The following is a 15,924-nucleotide window of genomic DNA, read 5'->3' on the forward strand; positions in this document are numbered from 1 at the left end:
TCCTCATCGCCCCTACGAGGGGTCGCAACAGCTTCATGGAGCCCGCCCCGACGTCGATGCGGTGTCCTCATCGCCCCTACGAGGGGTCGCAACGTGCACCTATGCCGGATGACACTCCGAATACTCCTGTCCTCATCGCCCCTACGAGGGGTCGCAACCAGGTCAAGGGGCCTAAAAAAAGTTCCATGATCAGGTCCTCATCGCCCCTACGAGGGGTCGCAACGTGAACCACTGGAAGTCGGCCACCTGGTCCAGGTGTCCTCATCGCCCCTACGAGGGGTCGCAACGCTGTCGGTCGAACGGCGCCGAACACTGTTGTGGCCGTCCTCATCGCCCCTACGAGGGGTCGCAACTGTCTACGAGAGCCATCTCCTGGAGATGAGCCTCACCCCGTCCTCATCGCCCCTACGAGGGGTCGCAACCCGTCGCACGGCCTGCACTTCTCGTGAACCAGGGGTCCTCATCGCCCCTACGAGGGGTCGCAACTAGATCTCCCGGGCTCCGATGGTCACGGGGCCGAGGTCCTCATTGCCCCTACGAGGGGTCGCAACTCTGCTGGTATGCGGCGATGAGTCTGAGGGCGGCTGTCCTCATCGCCCCTACGAGGGGTCGTAACATGTCGTAATTCTCTACATGCGCAGCACGACGCAGTCGCTGGTGAGGTGCGGCTTCTGGGGGTTGGGTCAGGGTTTGCGGTAGATTCTCGCGTCCTCGGCGGTGTCCAGGACGTCCTGCAGGGAGCCGCCGAGGCCGGCCTGCACGGCGGCGGTGTCGATCGGGCCGCGCAACTCCAGTCCCGGCAGGCGGCTCACCTCGTGCGTCAGCTCCATCGGCCGTAGCAGCGCCTTGCTCGGGACGCACGTGTAGTAGGCGCACTCGCCGCCGGCCAGGCGTTCCTCGATCACGGCCGCCGTCAGGCCGCCCCGTACGGCGCGGCCGCGGACATTCCACCGCTTGCTACTATTCGCGTGAGTAGTATCTACTGGCTGGTGTTCCTGGTGCGCCAGTGACCGTGTCCCCTTTTCTTTCTGGAGCGTGCGCATGGTGTCCACCTCTGCCCCACCTCTGCCACGGCAGATGGCGAACAAGGTGCCCCTGGTCACAGCGACCTTCTGGGTCATCAAGATCCTCTCGACGACGGTAGGCGAGACGTTCGCCGACTACCTCACGGTCAATGTCGGGCTCGGCCCGGTGCTGACCGATGGTCTGGTGTTCGTCGTCCTGGCGGCGGCTCTGGTCCTGCAGGCGTCTTCCCGCCGCCACACCCCGTGGATCTATTGGCTGTCCGTGGTCTTGGTGAGCATCTCGGGAACGCAGATCACCGACTTCCTCACCGACACGCTCGGGATCAGCCTGTACGTCAGCACGGCATTGTTCACGGTGCTTCTGGCCGTGGTCTTCATCGTCTGGCATCGGCAGGAGATGACACTGTCGATCACCGCGATCAACACGCCCCGGCGGGAGGCGTTCTACTGGGCAGCCATTCTGACCACGTTCGCGCTCGGCACCGCGGCAGGCGACCTGGCCACCGAGGCGTTGAGCCTCGGGTTCCGCAACGGTGCGCTGCTGTTCGGCGGCGCCTTCCTCATCACGCTGGTGCTGTGGCGGGTCGAGGCCTGGCAGGTGCCGGCGTTCTGGGCCGCCTACATCCTGACCCGCCCGCTGGGCGCCGCGGTCGGTGACCTGCTGACCCAGGACCATTCGCTCGGTGGTCTCGGCCTGGGCGCGACCAGGACCAGCATGCTGTTCTTCGCCGTCATCGTCGTGCTGGTCGCCCGCGAGCAGGTGGCCGCGACCAGGGCCAGCCGCGCGGGCTCGCACGCCGAGGGCAAGTCGGGCAGGGCTAGCCTGGGCCGGCCCGCGGACCTGGTGTGGGCGGCCGCCGGCATCGTGGTCGTCGTCGGGATCGGCAGTTGGATGTCAGCAGGCGCCGCAGGCCAACCCGCCGATTCCCCTGCGGGGGTGAAGCAGGCATCGAGTTCCAAGCTCGGGGACCTGTCTTCCTTCGCCGTCATCATCGACGACGTCAACGCACTCACCGCCAAGGGTGACCTGGCTGGGGCGAAGGCCCGGATCAAGGATCTCGAGGTGGCCTGGGACGCCGCCGAGGCTGGTCTCAAGCCCCGCTCGCCGAGTGACTGGCACGCTCTGGACGATGCGATCGACGGGGCGCTGACCGCGTTGCGGGCCGACTCCCCGAGCCAGGCGCGATGCGGGGCGGCGATGAAGACCCTCGAGACGACCCTGAAACACCTGCAGGCATGAGCCCGCACCTCTACGGCACAAGCTACGATTGCGGTCTGTAGTAGACCTGGGGGTGGGAATGACCGAGTCGCCGCGAAGGTCAGGCAGGCGTCCCCCGGGCGTCCTGGAGCAGGAGATCCTGGATTGCCTGACCGAGGCCGGTGGACCGCTGACTCCTGGTGAGGTGCAAACCCAGCTTGGTGGCGAACTCGCCTACACCACCGTCATGACCACCCTCGCCCGGCTGCACAAGCGAGGGCTGGCCGAGCGCGAGCCCGCCGGCCGCGCCTACGCCTACCGGGTGGCCTCCGACGCCGTGGCGGCGCAGTCGATCGCCGTGGCCGCGCAGATGAGCCGTCTGCTCGGGAAGGGCAGCGACCGTGCCGGTGTTCTTGCTCACTTCGTCGCCGACCTCGGTCTCGAGGACGAGCGGCTGCTCACCGAGCTGTTGCGCGGCCTCGAAGACGGTCGCCAGGGGCGGGGGAGTGCCCGCCGGACAACGGGCGAGTGAGCGGTGGCGTGGCTGGTGTGGTCACCGCTGGTGGTCAATCTCGTGCTCGGCCTTCTCGGTCCGTGGATCGCGCGAACCCTGCCGCCCGGGATGGCCGTCCGACTGGTCCCGATCGCGATGGTGGTCGTGGCCATGGGCACGGGGACGGTGCTGACCACGTTCGGGTTCCTGCTATTTGCGCAGGTACCTGAGGTGGCGTGGCTCGGCAACTGGTCCGCGAGCCGGCTCGGCGCCCAACAGCCGTGGCCGGTGGCGGCCGAGGCGATGGCTGGGATATGCGCCGCACTGCTGCTCGCCGCGGGTTTGCACACGACCGCGCGGATGATTCGCGAGCTGGTCAGATTCGCGGGCACGGCCCGGCGACTGGTACCGGGTCCCGACGGGGTGGTCATCGTGCCCGGTGCGGTGCCGGACGCCTACACGCTTCCAGCACTGCCCGGAACTCCCGCACGTGTTGTCGTGACGACCGCCATGCTGCGCGCTCTGGACGGTGAGGAAAGCCGTGTGCTGTTCGCCCACGAGGCAGCTCACGTCTCCGGCCGGCACCACATCTACGTCCAAGTGGCGCACCTCGCCTCCGCGACCAACCCCCTCCTGCGCCCCACCGCCCGCGCGGTGCGGTTCGCAGTCGAGCGAGCCGCCGATGAAGCCGCGGCGCACCGGCTCGGCAACCGCCGGCTGGTCGCCCGCGCGCTGGCCCGTGCGGCACTTGCCAAGGCCGCCGCGCTGCGCGCCGATGACCTCGGCCAAGGATCCACGGGCACCTCCTCCGTCAGCCTGTCGGCCACCGGTGGACAGGTCGCCCAGCGTGCGGCCGCCCTGCTGGCACCGGCACCACGCCCGCGCCGCGCCATCGCCGTCGGACTGCTGGCGCTGACCACCATCACACTCCTGGGCTCCTCGGTGGCAGTGGACCAACTCGACGATCGGCTCGACCAAGCCGAGCTGCCCGAGCCAGTCCTGTCATCCTCCCGTACGGGAGTTCCGAGTCCCTCGACCTGGTCGCGCTGCCCGGCGAGATCACGGTCATCGTCGGCGCGAACGCCTAGTTCGTCGCCGTCGTCGCCGTCCTGCTGGTCCTTTCCGGGTACGGGCCGACATGACGTAGCGTGACATTATGGAACGGATGAGTGATAGCGAATGGCGGCGGTTCGTGCTGGAGGGCACGCGGACGGGGAAGGTAGGGGTCACCCGGGCCGACGGCCGCCCACATGTCACACCCGTATGGTTCACGCTGGACGGCGATGATCTGATCTTCACGACCGGCCCCACCGGCCAGAAGGCCGAGAGCATCCGCCGCGACCCTCGCGTGGCGGTGTGCGTGGACGATGAGCGGGCGCCGTACGCGTTCGTCATGATCGAAGGCACGGCGACCCTCTCGGACGACCTGGGGGAGTTGCTGAAGTGGGCCACCGTCCTCGGCGGCCGGTACATGGGCCCCGATCGCGCCGAAGAGTACGGCAGGCGCAACGGCGCGCCGGGCGAGGTCCTGGTACGGGTCCGCATCGCCAAGGTGATCGCCGCCAAGGACATCGCCGTCTGAGCACCTGTGGGCCGACCGGTGCGGGCCGCAAGTGTCGTCCGGAAGCCGTGGTCCGAACGCGGGGACTGAAGACCGCGTGCGGTGGCGATGGCGGCTGCGGGGCTTGGAACTCCTCAACCGCACCCGGTGGCGCGGGAAGGGGCGGTTTCGGGACGCGGCGGCCCGAAGGCCGGGCGCCGCGGCGCCTCCGGGGTTCCGCGGGTCAGGGACGCTCGGTCTCCAGTTGGACGGTGTCCTCGACGGTCGTCCTCAGCGCGGGGTCGACCGGGCGCAGGTAGGTCTGCCGCACGCCGGGCACCCGGTCCTCGACGACGAAGGTCGCCTTGGTGTGCACCGGGGAGCCGGGCACCTGGACCTGGGGCACCACGCGGAAGTCGGCGGTGAGCTGCTCGCGGTCCACCTTGGTCAGCACGTAGCCGCGCTGGTTGTTGTAGAACTTCAGATGCGGGTTGATCCGCAGGAACGGGTGGGCGGCGGGGTCGGAGTCCGCGCCGTCGCCGCCCGTGCTGATCGAGGTGGCGACCAGCTCCGACCCGACCGCGGGGCTGCCGGGGTCGTCGTAGTCGAGCTTCAGGTCCCCGGCCCAGTGCGCGTGCACGTCCCCGGTGAGGACGACGGCGTTGCGCACCTCGGCGTCCACCCAGCCCTGGGTGATCCTCTGGCGGGAGGCGACATAACCGTCCCAGGCGTCCATGCCGGTCACCTTGGCGGGGCCGGGGTCGTTGTCGCGCCGGCCGAAGAAGACCTGCTGGCCGATGATGTCCCACTGGGCACGCGACTGGTGGAACCCGTCGATCAGCCACCGCTCCTGCTCGTCCCCGGTGATCGAGCGGGCCGGGTCGGAGGCCGCCGGGCAGTCGCGGTACCCGTCGCCGCAGGCCTGGTCGTCGCGGAACTGACGGGTGTCCAGCATGTGGAACGTCGCCAGGCGGCCCCACCGGATCCGCCGGTAGAGCTGCATGTCGATGCCGCGCGGGACGGACGTGCGGCGCAGCGGCATGTTCTCGTAGTAGGCGCGGAAGGCGGCCTCGCGGCGGGCGAGGAAGTTCGGCTGCGGGACGTCGGGCCGCTCGGGCACCTCGCCGGCCCAGTTGTTGTCCACCTCGTGGTCGTCCCAGACGACCAGCCACGGCGCGGTGGCGTGCGCGGCCTGCAGGTCGAGGTCGGCCTTGTACTGGGCGTGCCGCTGCCGGTAGCCGGCCAGCGTCTCGGTCTCCGGGCCCTCGTGGTCGCGGACGTTGCCGCCGGGGATGGTGTAGGTGTTCCTGGTGTACTCGTACTGGTAGTCGCCGAGGTGCAGCACGAGGTCGGGATGGTCCTCGGCCAGGCGCCGGTAGGACGTGAAGTAGCCGTGCTCGTACTGCGCGCAGGAGACGAACGCCATGACGAGCGGTCCGCCGAACGTCAGCGGGTGCGGCGCGGTCCTCGCCCGGCCGACGGGTGACACGTACCCGCCGAGGCGGAACCGGTACCAGTAATCGCGGCCGGGCTGCAGTCCCTCGACCTCGACGTGGACGCTGTGCCCCCATTCGGGGCCCGCCGTCTCGACGCCCGCGCGCACGACGTGGCGGCAGCGCTCGTCGGCGTACACCTGCCACAGCACGGCGAACGGGCGGGACGGCATGCCGCCCATGCCGTCCTCGGCCGGCGGCTGCGGGGCCAGGCGCGTCCAGATGACGAACCCGCCGGGGCCGGGGTCGCCTGAGGCGACGCCCAGCGTGAACGGGTCGGCGCGCAGGCCCCGGGAGGCGAGGCTTCGCGCCGTCTCGGCGGCGGGGGCGGGCTCGGCGAGCGCCGCGGTGGCGGGGACGGCGGCGACCGCCCCCGCGGCCAGTCCGGCGACCAGGAAGGATCGTCGATCGAGGTGCGGCACGGAGGACTCCCAAGGTGATCACGGGTGGGACATCCGTAGCCCTACCGACGATCATGACCCGTCAGTTAACGCAGATGGTCATGAAAGGGGCACACTTCTCCATCGCCGCGCCCCGGTGGCACCGGGGATGTTCCCGTCCGTCTCCTCCTCGGCCCAAGCACCCGGCAAAGCCTCTACTCCGAGTAGCCGAGCTTCGACAGGCTCGGCTGCTGCCAGCCGCTCTGCGGGATGTCGCCCCGGAAGGGCGGCGTGACGACCGGCGGCACGAACGTCTCCTTGATCGCGCGGGCGTTGACCCAGCGGACCAGGTTGAAGATCGAGCCGGCCTTGTCGTTCGTCCCCGAGGCCCTGGCCCCGCCGAACGGCTGCTGGCCGACGACCGCGCCCGTGGGCTTGTCGTTGACGTAGAAGTTGCCCGCCGCGAAGCGCAGCCGCTCGGTCGCCGAGGTGATCGCGTACCGGTCCTGGGCGATGATCGAGCCGGTCAGCGCGTACGGCGACACGCCCTCCAGTTGGTCCAGCACGGTGTCGTAGTGCCCGTCGTCGTACACGTGCACGGCGAGGATCGGCCCGAAGTACTCCTTGACGAAGATCTCGTCCTCGGGGTCGGAGCCGACCAGGACGGTGGGCCGCACGAAGTAGCCGGTGGAGTCGTCGTAGGAGCCGGTGAGCACCTCGACCGAGCCGGTGGCGCGGGCGCGGTCGATGGCGTCCCTGTTCTTGGCGAACGCGCGGGCGTCGATGACCGCGCCCATGAACGTCGACAGGTCGGCGGCGACGTCGCCCACCGTCAGCGACTCGGCGGTGGCCACGAAGTCGTCGCGGATCGCCGACCAGATCGAGCGCGGGACGTAGGCGCGGGAGGCCGCCGAGCACTTCTGGCCCTGGTACTCGAACGCGCCGCGGATCAGCGCCGTGGTCAGCACGGCCGGGTTGGCGGAGGGGTGGGCGAGCACGAAGTCCTTGCCGCCGGTCTCGCCGACCAGGCGGGGGTAGGACCGGTAGCCGGCGATGTTGGCGCCGACGGTCCCCCACAGGTGCTGGAAGGTCGCGGTGGAGCCGGTGAAGTGGATGCCGGCCAGGCGCGGGTCGGTCAGCGCCGCCTCGGAGACGGCCGCGCCGTTGCCGGTCACCATGTTGATGACGCCCGGCGGCAGCCCGGCCTCCTCCAGCAGGCGCATGGTGAAGTGCGCGGCGAGCTGCTGCGTCGGCGACGGCTTCCATACGACGACATTTCCCATCAAAGCCGCGGAAGTCGGCAGATTCCCGGCGATGGCGGTGAAGTTGAACGGCGTGATCGCCAGCACGAAACCTTCGAGCGGCCGGTACTCCATGCGGTTCCACACGCCCGGCGACGAGCTCGGCTGCTCGGTGAGCAACTGGCGGGCGAACGCGACGTTGAAGCGCAGGAAGTCGATCAGCTCGCAGGCGGCGTCGATCTCGGCCTGCTGCGCCGTCTTCGACTGCCCGAGGATCGTCGCGGCGTTCAGCGTCGCCCGCCACGGCCCCGACAGCAGGTCGGCCGCCTTCAGGAAGATCGCCGCGCGCTCCTCGAACGGCAGCGCCCGCCACGCCGGGGCGGCCTTCAGCGCCGCGTCCACGGCGGCCCGCACGTCGGCGGCCGAGGCGTCGGCCGTGCGCCCGAGCACGTGCGCGTGGTTGTGCGGCTGCACCACGTCGATCGGGGCGCCGGAGGCCATCCTCCGCTCGCCGCCGATCGTCATCGTCAGATCGATCGCCGGGCCGGACAGCTCCTTGACGCGGCTCTCCAGGGCGGCCCGCTCGGCGCTGCCGGGGGCGTAACCGTGGACCGGCTCGTTGGCCGGGACGGGGACGTTGGTGACGGCATCCATGGAAGACCTCACTTGGAGCGGAGTGAACGCAGGAAGAAGGCGACGTTGGCCGGGCGCTCGGCGAGGCGGCGCATGAAGTACCCGTACCAGTCGTCGCCGTAGGGCACGTAGACGCGGACCGTGGAGCCGGCGACGGCGAGCGCCTCCTGCTTGTCGGTCCTGATCCCGTAGAGCATCTGGTATTCGAAGGAGTCGCGGCCGCGGCTGTAGCGGTCGGCGAGCAGCTCGGTGATCGAGATGAGCCGGTCGTCGTGCGTGGCCACCATGGGGTAGGCCTTCCCCCGCATGAGGATGCGCAGGCACCGCACGTACGCCTTGTCCACCTCGGACTTCTTCTGGTGGGCCACCGAGGCCGGCTCGGCGTACGCGCCCTTGACCAGGCGGACGCGCGAGCCCTCGTACGACAGATCGCGCAGGTCGCCCTCGCTGCGCAGCAGGTACGCCTGGACGGCGACGCCGGTGGCGGGGAAGTCCTCGCGCAGGTCGCGCAGGATCGACAGTGTGGAGTCGACCGTGGTGTGGTCCTCCATGTCCAAGGTCACGACGCTGCCGGCGTCGCGGGCGGCGGCGCAGATCTCGCGCGCGTGGTCCAGGGCCATGCCCTGGTCGAGGCGCTGACCCACCGCCGACAGCTTGACCGACACCTCGGCGCGCTCGCCGAGCCCGAGCGGCCGCAGCGCGTCCAGCATCGCGACGTACGCCTTGACCGTGCCGGACGCGGCGCGCGCGTCGGTGGTCTCCTCGCCCAGATGGTCGAGGGTGACCGACAGGCCGGCGTCGGTGAGGCGGCGCACGGCGGACAGCGCGTCCCCGGCGTCCTCGCCCGCGACGAACCGGTTCACCACGTGCCGGGTGACCGGGAATCCCGAGACGGCGCGGCGCGCGAGAGGGCTCCGCGAGACCGCCAGAAGCAACGAACCGAGCATGTAAACCACCCTAAATCCGCAGTTCAGTGGGCTTCCATGGACATCCGCCACGCCCGGCGTCCACCCGATTCATACAGATGTATGACAATGTTCAGGTGGACCTGCAGGAAATCGTGGACGAGATCGCGCGCGTGCTGGACGCCCCCGCGACGCTGGAGGACCGCTCGCTCCAGATGCGCGCCTACGCGGCGCAGAGCGGCGACATCGACACCGTGCGGCGCGACTCCATCCTGCGCCGCCGCGCCACCGACGAGGTCCGCGCCTACTTCGAGGGCTACGGCATCACCTCGGCCGCGGGCCCCGTGCGCATCCCCGCCGACGAGGGCCTCGGCGTCCTCGCCCGCGTCTGCGTGCCCCTGCGCCACCGCGGCGTCACCTACGGCTACCTGTGGCTGCTCGACGCCGGCGCGCTCGGCGACGAACGGCTGGCGCAGGTCGTGCCCATGGTCGACCGGGCCGCCGCCGTACTCGCCCGCGAGGCGCGCAGCCGCCAGGACCTCGGCGAGCGCCTGCGCGACCTGCTGTCGGCCGACCCCGAGCTGCGCGCCGCGGCCCGGCTCGACCTGGCGGGGCCGGTCGCCGCGATCGCCGTGCAGAGCGCGCCCGGCGGGGTGGTGCCGCTGTGGACGCTGCCCCGCGGCGTCCTCGCCGACCCCGGCGACCCCCTCACCGCCGTCCTGGCCCCCGCCGCCCAGGCCGAGGCCGTCGCGTCCCGGGTGCTCGGCATGTACGGCACGGCCGCCGGCATCGGAGGCGTCAGGGAGGACCCCGGCGAGGCGTGGCGGAGCTGGCGCGAGGCCACCCTCGCGCTGCGCGTCGCCCAGAGGGTACCGAGGTTCGCGCCTGTCGCCCGCTGGGACGGCCTCGGCGTCCACCGCCTGCTGGCCCGGCTGCCCGGCGCGGAGCTGGCCGACCTCGCGGCCGAGGCGGCGGCGCTGGACGGCGAGCTCGCGCGCACCGTGGAGACCTACCTCGACCGCGGCGGGCACGTCGGCGAGACCGCCGCGCGGCTCGGCGTGCACCGCCAGACGCTGTACTACCGGCTGGCCAAGGCCGAGCGGGTCACCGGGCTCGACCTCGCCGACGGCGAGGACCGGCTCGTCCTGCACCTCGGGCTCAAGGCGGCCGAACTGCTCGCCGGACCGGCCCCGCGCGGGGTCAGGGCGCCCGGTAGATCTTGACCCAGTCGACGAACATCGACACCGTGGCCGGCGTGGTCGAGTCCCGGCAGGGCGACCACTGGTTGCAGACCACGTCGTTCTGCAGGGTGAGGTGCATCGGCCGCCCCGGAGGGACGTTCGGCCCGGTGTAGTCCCACGTCTTCCTGCCGTCCAGCCAGAACGTCAGCCGCCCCGGCAGCCAGTCGACGGCCACCGTGTGCCACTGGGTGAAGTCCGCGCGTATGAGGCTCTGCGCCTGCCGCGACTCGCCGCGATGGATGAAGATGCCGCCGGTCTGCCGCGACGCGTCGATCACCTCGGCGAAGTCGATCTCGGTGTACTCGGGGCTCTGGCTGTCCGGCCACAGCAGCGTGACCAGCGAGTACCCGCGGCCGGGCTCGCCGCGGAACCGGACCTCCCAGCGGCCATAGGTCTGCGCCAGGTGGCCGGCGACGCCGCCGGAGAGGTCCTGGCCGCCGTAGAAGCCGCCGGTCATGTGCAGCATGCCGTCGTGGACGGTGGTCGCCTGCGAGGTGCGCGGGTTCACCGCGGCGCCGGGGGAATGGTAGACGTCCCACTTGCCCCGGTCGATCTGCGTGCCGTCGAAGTTCTCCACGAGGACCGGCGTGCCCCACTTGGGATCGGTCTGCGCGGACACGCCGGCGCCCGCCGTGGGGCCGGGCGCCGGCGGCGCGCTCGTGCGGGGGGAGACGGTCGCGGCCGGGGGAGCCGTCCGGTCGGCGGACCAGGGGCCACCGGGAGGAGGGGCCGGAGAGTCGATGCCCCGGGGAGGGGCGGAGGCCGTGGGCGTGCCGCCGTACCTGCGGTCGTACACGGGAGGCGGGGGCCCGTCCAGCGAGTTCCCGCCTGGACGGCCGGCCGCGCCGCCGCCCGAGGCGGTGGGGCGGCTCGTCACCGGCGGCGCGTGGGGCGGGTAGACCGGGAGGGACGCCGTGGGCGCGGGGGACGTGGGGGAGGCGGGGGCCGCGGTGCGGGCGGCGGGAGGCCGCGATTCCCGGGACTGCTTCGGGCCCTGCTCGCCCGGGACCGGGCAGAGCGCCAACGTCGTCGCCGCTGCGATCATGTATGCGCTACGAATCGACATGCGCCCATGAAACCAAGCATCCTCCTGTGATCCCAGTGTTATAGCGAATTCGCGTCTCAATAGGATCCGGGGTATTCACCTTGCAACAGGCAGGCCCCACACTTGGCCTTGTGTCGGATTTCGAGGTACTTGTTCTGGGTTCTGGCCCCGGCGGTCAGAAGGCGGCCATCGCGGCGGCCAAGCTCGAACGCAAAGTGGCCATTGTCGAGCGGCGCGACATGATCGGCGGGGTGTGCATCAACACCGGCACGATCCCCTCCAAGACGATGCGCGAGGCCGTCCTCTACCTCACAGGCCTCAACCAGCGGGAGATGTACGGGCAGAGCTACCGGCTGAAGGAGGACGTCACCATCGCCGACCTCACCATGCGCACCGCGCACGTGGTGGGACGCGAGATCGACGTGGTCCGCAGCCAGCTCTCCCGCAACCACGTCACGATGCTGGTCGGTTGCGGCCGGTTCCTTGACCCACACAGCGTCGAGATCGCCGACGAGAACGGCAAGACCACCAAGGTCACCGCCGACAAGATCATCATCGCCACCGGCACCCGGCCCGCCCGCCCCGCCAGCGTGGACTTCGACGACCGCACGATCATCGACTCCGACGGGATGGTCCGGCTGGAGCGCGTGCCCGAGTCGATGGTGGTCGTCGGCGCCGGCGTCATCGGCATCGAGTACGCATCCATGTTCGCCGCGCTCGGCACCAAGGTCACCGTGGTCGAGCGGCGCGACCGCATGCTGGAGTTCTGTGACCTGGAGGTCGTGGAGGCGCTGAAGTACCACCTGCGCGACCTCGCGGTCACCTTCCGCTTCGGCGAGACCGTCGCCTCCGTCGAGCGCCGGGCGCGCGGCTGCGTCACCGTGCTGGAGAGCGGCAAGAAGATCCCGGCCGAGACGGTCATGTACTCGGCGGGGCGCAACGGGGTCACCGAGGGGCTCGGCCTCGCCGCCGCCGGCCTGTCCGCCGACGAGCGGGGCCGCATCGCGGTGGACGAGCACTACCGCACGGCCGTGCCGCACATCTACGCGGTCGGGGACGTCATCGGCTTCCCCGCGCTGGCCGCCACCTCGATGGAGCAGGGGCGGATCGCGGGCCACCATGCCTGCGGCGAGCCGCTCAACGGCATTTCCCACCTCCAGCCGATCGGCATCTACACCGTCCCCGAGATCAGCTTCATCGGCAAGACCGAGGACGAGCTGACCAAGTCGCTGATCCCCTTCGAGGTGGGGGTGTCCCGGTACCGCGAGCTGGCGCGCGGGCAGATCATCGGCGACACCTACGGCATGCTGAAGCTCCTGGTGTCCCCGGAGGACCGCGGGCTGCTCGGGGTGCACGTCTTCGGCACGGGCGCCACCGAACTGCTGCACATCGGGCAGGCGGTCATGGGCTGCGGGGGCACGGTCGACTATCTGGTGGACGCGGTGTTCAACTATCCGACCCTGGCCGAGTCCTACAAGGTGGCGGCCCTGGACGCGATGAACAAGATCCGCAGGATGGCGCGGTTCGCCGACTGAGCCTTTTCGGGCGGGACCATATTGAGGGGTGGCATTTCATGGAATGTCGCCCGTTACCTGCTTCGTAATAAAGGCACCATATGCTGCGCGATCATGCGCCGCATCCTCGGCCCCAAGGCGTGCAACACGTGGGAAGCCCCGGCCGGGACGTCGCCTGACCACGGCCCGGGGATGGGGACACCGCGCGGGACACGGTCGGACGCCTTGCGGGCCGTCGCGGATATTGGGAGGCGTGCCGCTGGGATCCTGCGGCAGACTTCGTTCATGACCTTCGTCTCGGCCTTTGTGAGCGCGCCGGGTCCGCGAGGCCGGGTGAGCGCCCGCTGGTACGCCGGGCCGCCCGACCTGCGCGCGATGCAGGAGCTCACCTCGCGCGTCTGGACGCCGGGATCGCGGTGGCACGTCGGCGACCTGGCCTGGGGGCGGTTCCAGCACACCGGACGCGAGCCAGAGTGGCCGACCATGCTGTGGCACGCGGCCGGGCGCACGCTCGCCTGGGGCTGGATCGAGACGCCGGGCCATCTCGACCTCGCCGTCGACCCCGAGGTCCCCGAACTCGCCGACGAGGTCCTCGCCTGGTTCGCCGACACCGCCCCGGCCGCCGATCGGACGGTGGTCGTGTCCAGCGCCGAGCGGCACTTGCTCCCGGCGCTCGACCGTCACGGGTACCGCCCGGCGGGCGAGGGGCCATTCTTCACGATCATGTCCCGGAGCCTCGACGCGCTCCCGCCCGCCGAACCGCCGCCCGGCTACCGGCTGCGCCCCGTCACTGACGCGGACGTGCCGGGACGCGTCCACGCCCACCGCGCCGCGTTCCACCCCTCGCGGGTCACCGAGCAGAGCTACCACGCCGTGCGCGCCGCCTGGCCGTACCGCGCCGGCCTGGACTGGATCGCCGAAGCCGAGGACGGTGAGGTGGCGGCCTTCTGCCTGGCCTGGCTCGATGAGGCCGACGCGGTGGCACTGATCGAACCGGCGGGCACCGTCCCGGAGCACCGCCGCCTGGGATTGGCCCGGGCCGTGTGCGCGGCGGCCCTGCACGCGGCACGGGACGCGGGCGCCCGCGTGGCTGTGGTCGGCCCGCGCGGCGATGACGCCCACCCCGTGCCCGCCCGGCTGTACCGGGGGCTCGGGTTCGGCGACGAGGCCATAACCCTCTTGTTCCACACCGCCTGACGCCCGCCATCGTCGTCCGATGACATCGACAAGAGCGGACCCGAGTCGCCGGACGGGTCAGGCGTACGCAGCGGCCACGCCGATGACGACCAGTACCAGGGACGCGCCCGCGACGACCACGCCGAGCCTGCCCGCGATGCGGCGTCCCCGCCTGACGCCGAGCGCGAACATCGTCGCGTACGGCAGCCCCGCGTACACCAGGGGCGTGAGGCCGATGAGCGCGAACTGGGCCAGCACTCCGGCGGTCCCGGTGCGCACCACGCGGCCGGTTTCGACGTCGAGCCGAGCCCGGTAGCTCTGACCGGCCCGTGAGTCCGGCGAGGCCTGGAAGGTCTTGGTCTTCAGCGCGTCGTCGTCGGGGACGAACAGGCCCTCGCAGTCGTACCGCCCCTTGCCGAGCGCCTGGCAGGACGTGACGGTCAGGCTGCCGGGGGCGCCCGCCCTGCCGGTCGCGAGCATCAGGTCGCGGGTGGAGAAGAGCACGGGCGTCAGTCCCAGGACCACCCAGCAGACGAGAAGGATGTACATGCCGACGGGCCCGGGCGTGCGGCCCTTCCCCATCGCCCAGCCGGACGCGCTCGGATGTGTCATGGCGCTCATGGTGGCGGGCCGGACTTGGAAGCGGCTTGCCCCCGGCTGGAGGCGCGGACGGCGGGAAACGGCGAAGCCCGTGTCACGCGACACGGGCTTTCGACGGGGAGGGAGGTCAGGCGGCCTCGACCTCGTCCGGCTCCACGGGCTTGGCGCGGCCCGTGACGTTCTCGTACACGCGGACGAGCTCGCGGCCGATGCGCTCTATGGTGTAGCGCGAACCGGCGCGGTCGGCGCCGGCGAAGCCGAGGGCCGTCCGCCGGGTGAGGTCGCCGAGCAGGGCGCGGGTGCGGCGGGCAAGCGCCGCCGGGTCCTGCGGGCGGACCAGCAGGCCGGTGACGCCCTCGACGACCGAGTCCAGGTGCGCACCGACGCCCGTGGCGATCACAGGGACGCCGCAGGCCATCGCCTCCAGGGCGACCTTGCCGTTGGGGGCGGCGGCGGGCAGCGTGAGCACGATGTCGGCGCCGCGCATCAGCTTGGCCATTCCGGTGTGGGGGACGTGGCCGAGCAGGGTGACGCGGTCCTCGACGCCGACTTCCTTGGCCAGCAGGGTCAGCCGCTCCAGGTCGCGCTCGGCCTCGGGGGCGTCGGGACGGGGGCCTCCGGCGATCAGCAGCTCGGCGCCCGGGACGCCGTCCAGCGCGCGGATCGCGAGGTCCGCGCCGCCGCCCGGCCGGATGCGGCCCACGTGCAGCAGGCGGGGCCGGTCGCCGCGCGCGGCCGACGGGCCCTGGCGGCGGAAGCGCTCGACGTCCACGCCGTGCGGGACGACCGCGATGTTCCTGCGCGGCACGCCCAGCTGGATCAGGTCGCCCGCCTCGCTCGCGCAGACGGCGACGACCGCGTTGGCCCGGCGTCCGATCGCCCGCTCCAGCCGCGCCCGCGCCGCCTGGTCGCGCTCGCCGGAGCGGGTCATGATCGAGCTCCTGCCGTGGAAGGTCTGGACGATCGGGACGTTGAGGCCGTCGGCCGCCGCCACGGCCGCGAGGCCGCCGGACAGGGAGTGGGCGTGGATCACGTCGGGGCGGTCCTTGTCCCAGCGTTCCCGCAGCCGGGCGCTGAAGTCGGAGATGTGCGGCATCACGGCGTTCTCGGGGAGCCGCCGTGCGGGGCCCGCCTCCAGGTATTCGATCGTCACGCCGGTTCCGGCCTTCGCGCGCGGCCTGCGGTCGGCGGAGTCACGGCGGGTGTGGACGGTGACCCGGTGGGAAGCGCTGAGCTCACGGGCGATCGCCGGGAGGTCGGAGGAAGGCTCGTGCACGGAGACGATGGCGATTTTCACGGCACACCTCAGGGAAGCCGGGCCGCGACGGGCCCGCGAAACGTACTGAGTTGTGCCTGCGTCTTAGGCACGAAATCTGTGTCTCAGTGTACCGATGTCGGTAAAGACGCAAACCCCTTCGGGTAAAAGAATTCTTGGAAAGT

14 protein-coding genes and 1 CRISPR repeat array (1 of these 15 cut by a window edge) are annotated in these 15,924 nt (G+C 71.2%); of the genes, 7 read left to right on the forward strand and 7 right to left on the reverse strand.

Annotated elements, in window-relative coordinates:
- Positions 1-616: direct repeats of the CRISPR family, unit length 30 nt; unit sequence GTCCTCATCGCCCCTACGAGGGGTCGCAAC; it begins 1 nt to the left of the window's first position.
- A 67-nt stretch (positions 617-683) separates the two neighbouring features.
- On the reverse strand, positions 684-905 hold the full coding sequence (locus tag AB0H21_RS10105; RefSeq protein WP_358514094.1) for a hypothetical protein: 222 nt from the start codon (positions 903-905) through the stop codon (positions 684-686).
- A 136-nt stretch (positions 906-1,041) separates the two neighbouring features.
- Here AB0H21_RS10105 and AB0H21_RS10110 point away from each other — a divergent pair, with 136 nt between their 5' ends.
- From AB0H21_RS10110 to AB0H21_RS10125, 4 genes are read left to right on the forward strand one after another with little or no spacing between them, the layout of a single operon-like run.
- The gene (locus AB0H21_RS10110) at positions 1,042-2,265 is read left to right on the forward strand and encodes a hypothetical protein (RefSeq protein WP_358514096.1); all 1,224 of its coding nucleotides are present in this window, start codon (positions 1,042-1,044) and stop codon (positions 2,263-2,265) included.
- Positions 2,266-2,323: 58 nt separating this feature from the next.
- Entirely contained in the window at positions 2,324-2,755 is a 432-nt protein-coding gene (locus tag AB0H21_RS10115; protein WP_358514097.1) for a BlaI/MecI/CopY family transcriptional regulator, read from the forward strand.
- Positions 2,756-2,758: 3 nt separating this feature from the next.
- Complete coding sequence (locus AB0H21_RS10120; protein WP_358514099.1) at positions 2,759-3,868, forward strand: M56 family metallopeptidase; 1,110 nt, start codon at positions 2,759-2,761, stop codon at positions 3,866-3,868.
- A 13-nt stretch (positions 3,869-3,881) separates the two neighbouring features.
- Positions 3,882-4,298: a PPOX class F420-dependent oxidoreductase gene (locus tag AB0H21_RS10125; RefSeq protein WP_358514101.1), complete on the forward strand. Its 417-nt coding sequence runs from the start codon at positions 3,882-3,884 to the stop codon at positions 4,296-4,298.
- A 202-nt stretch (positions 4,299-4,500) separates the two neighbouring features.
- Here AB0H21_RS10125 and AB0H21_RS10130 read toward each other — a convergent pair whose 3' ends face one another.
- From AB0H21_RS10130 to AB0H21_RS10140, 3 genes are all read right to left on the reverse strand, one after another.
- A complete protein-coding gene (locus AB0H21_RS10130) occupies positions 4,501-6,171 on the reverse strand; it encodes an alkaline phosphatase D family protein (protein WP_358514103.1) in 1,671 nt (556 codons plus the stop codon).
- Positions 6,172-6,344: 173 nt separating this feature from the next.
- A complete protein-coding gene (gene pruA / locus AB0H21_RS10135) occupies positions 6,345-8,024 on the reverse strand; it encodes an L-glutamate gamma-semialdehyde dehydrogenase (protein ID WP_358514105.1) in 1,680 nt (559 codons plus the stop codon).
- An 8-nt stretch (positions 8,025-8,032) separates the two neighbouring features.
- Entirely contained in the window at positions 8,033-8,950 is a 918-nt protein-coding gene (locus tag AB0H21_RS10140) for a proline dehydrogenase family protein (protein WP_358514107.1), read from the reverse strand.
- A gap of 95 nt (positions 8,951-9,045) precedes the next feature.
- Here AB0H21_RS10140 and AB0H21_RS10145 point away from each other — a divergent pair, with 95 nt between their 5' ends.
- The gene (locus AB0H21_RS10145) at positions 9,046-10,131 is read left to right on the forward strand and encodes a helix-turn-helix domain-containing protein (protein ID WP_358514109.1); all 1,086 of its coding nucleotides are present in this window, start codon (positions 9,046-9,048) and stop codon (positions 10,129-10,131) included.
- Here AB0H21_RS10145 and AB0H21_RS10150 read toward each other — a convergent pair.
- The gene (locus AB0H21_RS10150; protein WP_358514111.1) at positions 10,109-11,215 is read right to left on the reverse strand and encodes a family 16 glycosylhydrolase; all 1,107 of its coding nucleotides are present in this window, start codon (positions 11,213-11,215) and stop codon (positions 10,109-10,111) included. The two genes, AB0H21_RS10145 and AB0H21_RS10150, sit on opposite strands and share 23 nt — an antisense overlap.
- Before the next feature lie 110 nt (positions 11,216-11,325).
- Between AB0H21_RS10150 and sthA the strand changes: the two genes are divergently transcribed.
- Complete coding sequence (gene sthA / locus AB0H21_RS10155) at positions 11,326-12,729, forward strand: Si-specific NAD(P)(+) transhydrogenase (protein ID WP_358514113.1); 1,404 nt, start codon at positions 11,326-11,328, stop codon at positions 12,727-12,729.
- Between the two features lie 264 nt (positions 12,730-12,993).
- Complete coding sequence (locus AB0H21_RS10160; RefSeq protein WP_358514115.1) at positions 12,994-13,905, forward strand: GNAT family N-acetyltransferase; 912 nt, start codon at positions 12,994-12,996, stop codon at positions 13,903-13,905.
- Positions 13,906-13,962: 57 nt separating this feature from the next.
- Here the strand turns inward: AB0H21_RS10160 and AB0H21_RS10165 are convergent, their stop codons facing one another.
- Both AB0H21_RS10165 and AB0H21_RS10170 read right to left on the reverse strand, forming a co-directional pair.
- Positions 13,963-14,496, reverse strand: a complete 534-nt coding sequence (locus tag AB0H21_RS10165; RefSeq protein WP_358514117.1) for a hypothetical protein — start codon at positions 14,494-14,496, stop codon at positions 13,963-13,965.
- A 115-nt stretch (positions 14,497-14,611) separates the two neighbouring features.
- Complete coding sequence (locus tag AB0H21_RS10170) at positions 14,612-15,781, reverse strand: glycosyltransferase (protein WP_358514118.1); 1,170 nt, start codon at positions 15,779-15,781, stop codon at positions 14,612-14,614.
- Between the last annotated feature and the right edge of the window lie 143 nt (positions 15,782-15,924).

Origin of the sequence: Sphaerisporangium sp. NPDC051011 (assembly GCF_040653595.1) — a bacterium.
Lineage (GTDB): Bacteria > Actinomycetota > Actinomycetes > Streptosporangiales > Streptosporangiaceae > Sphaerisporangium.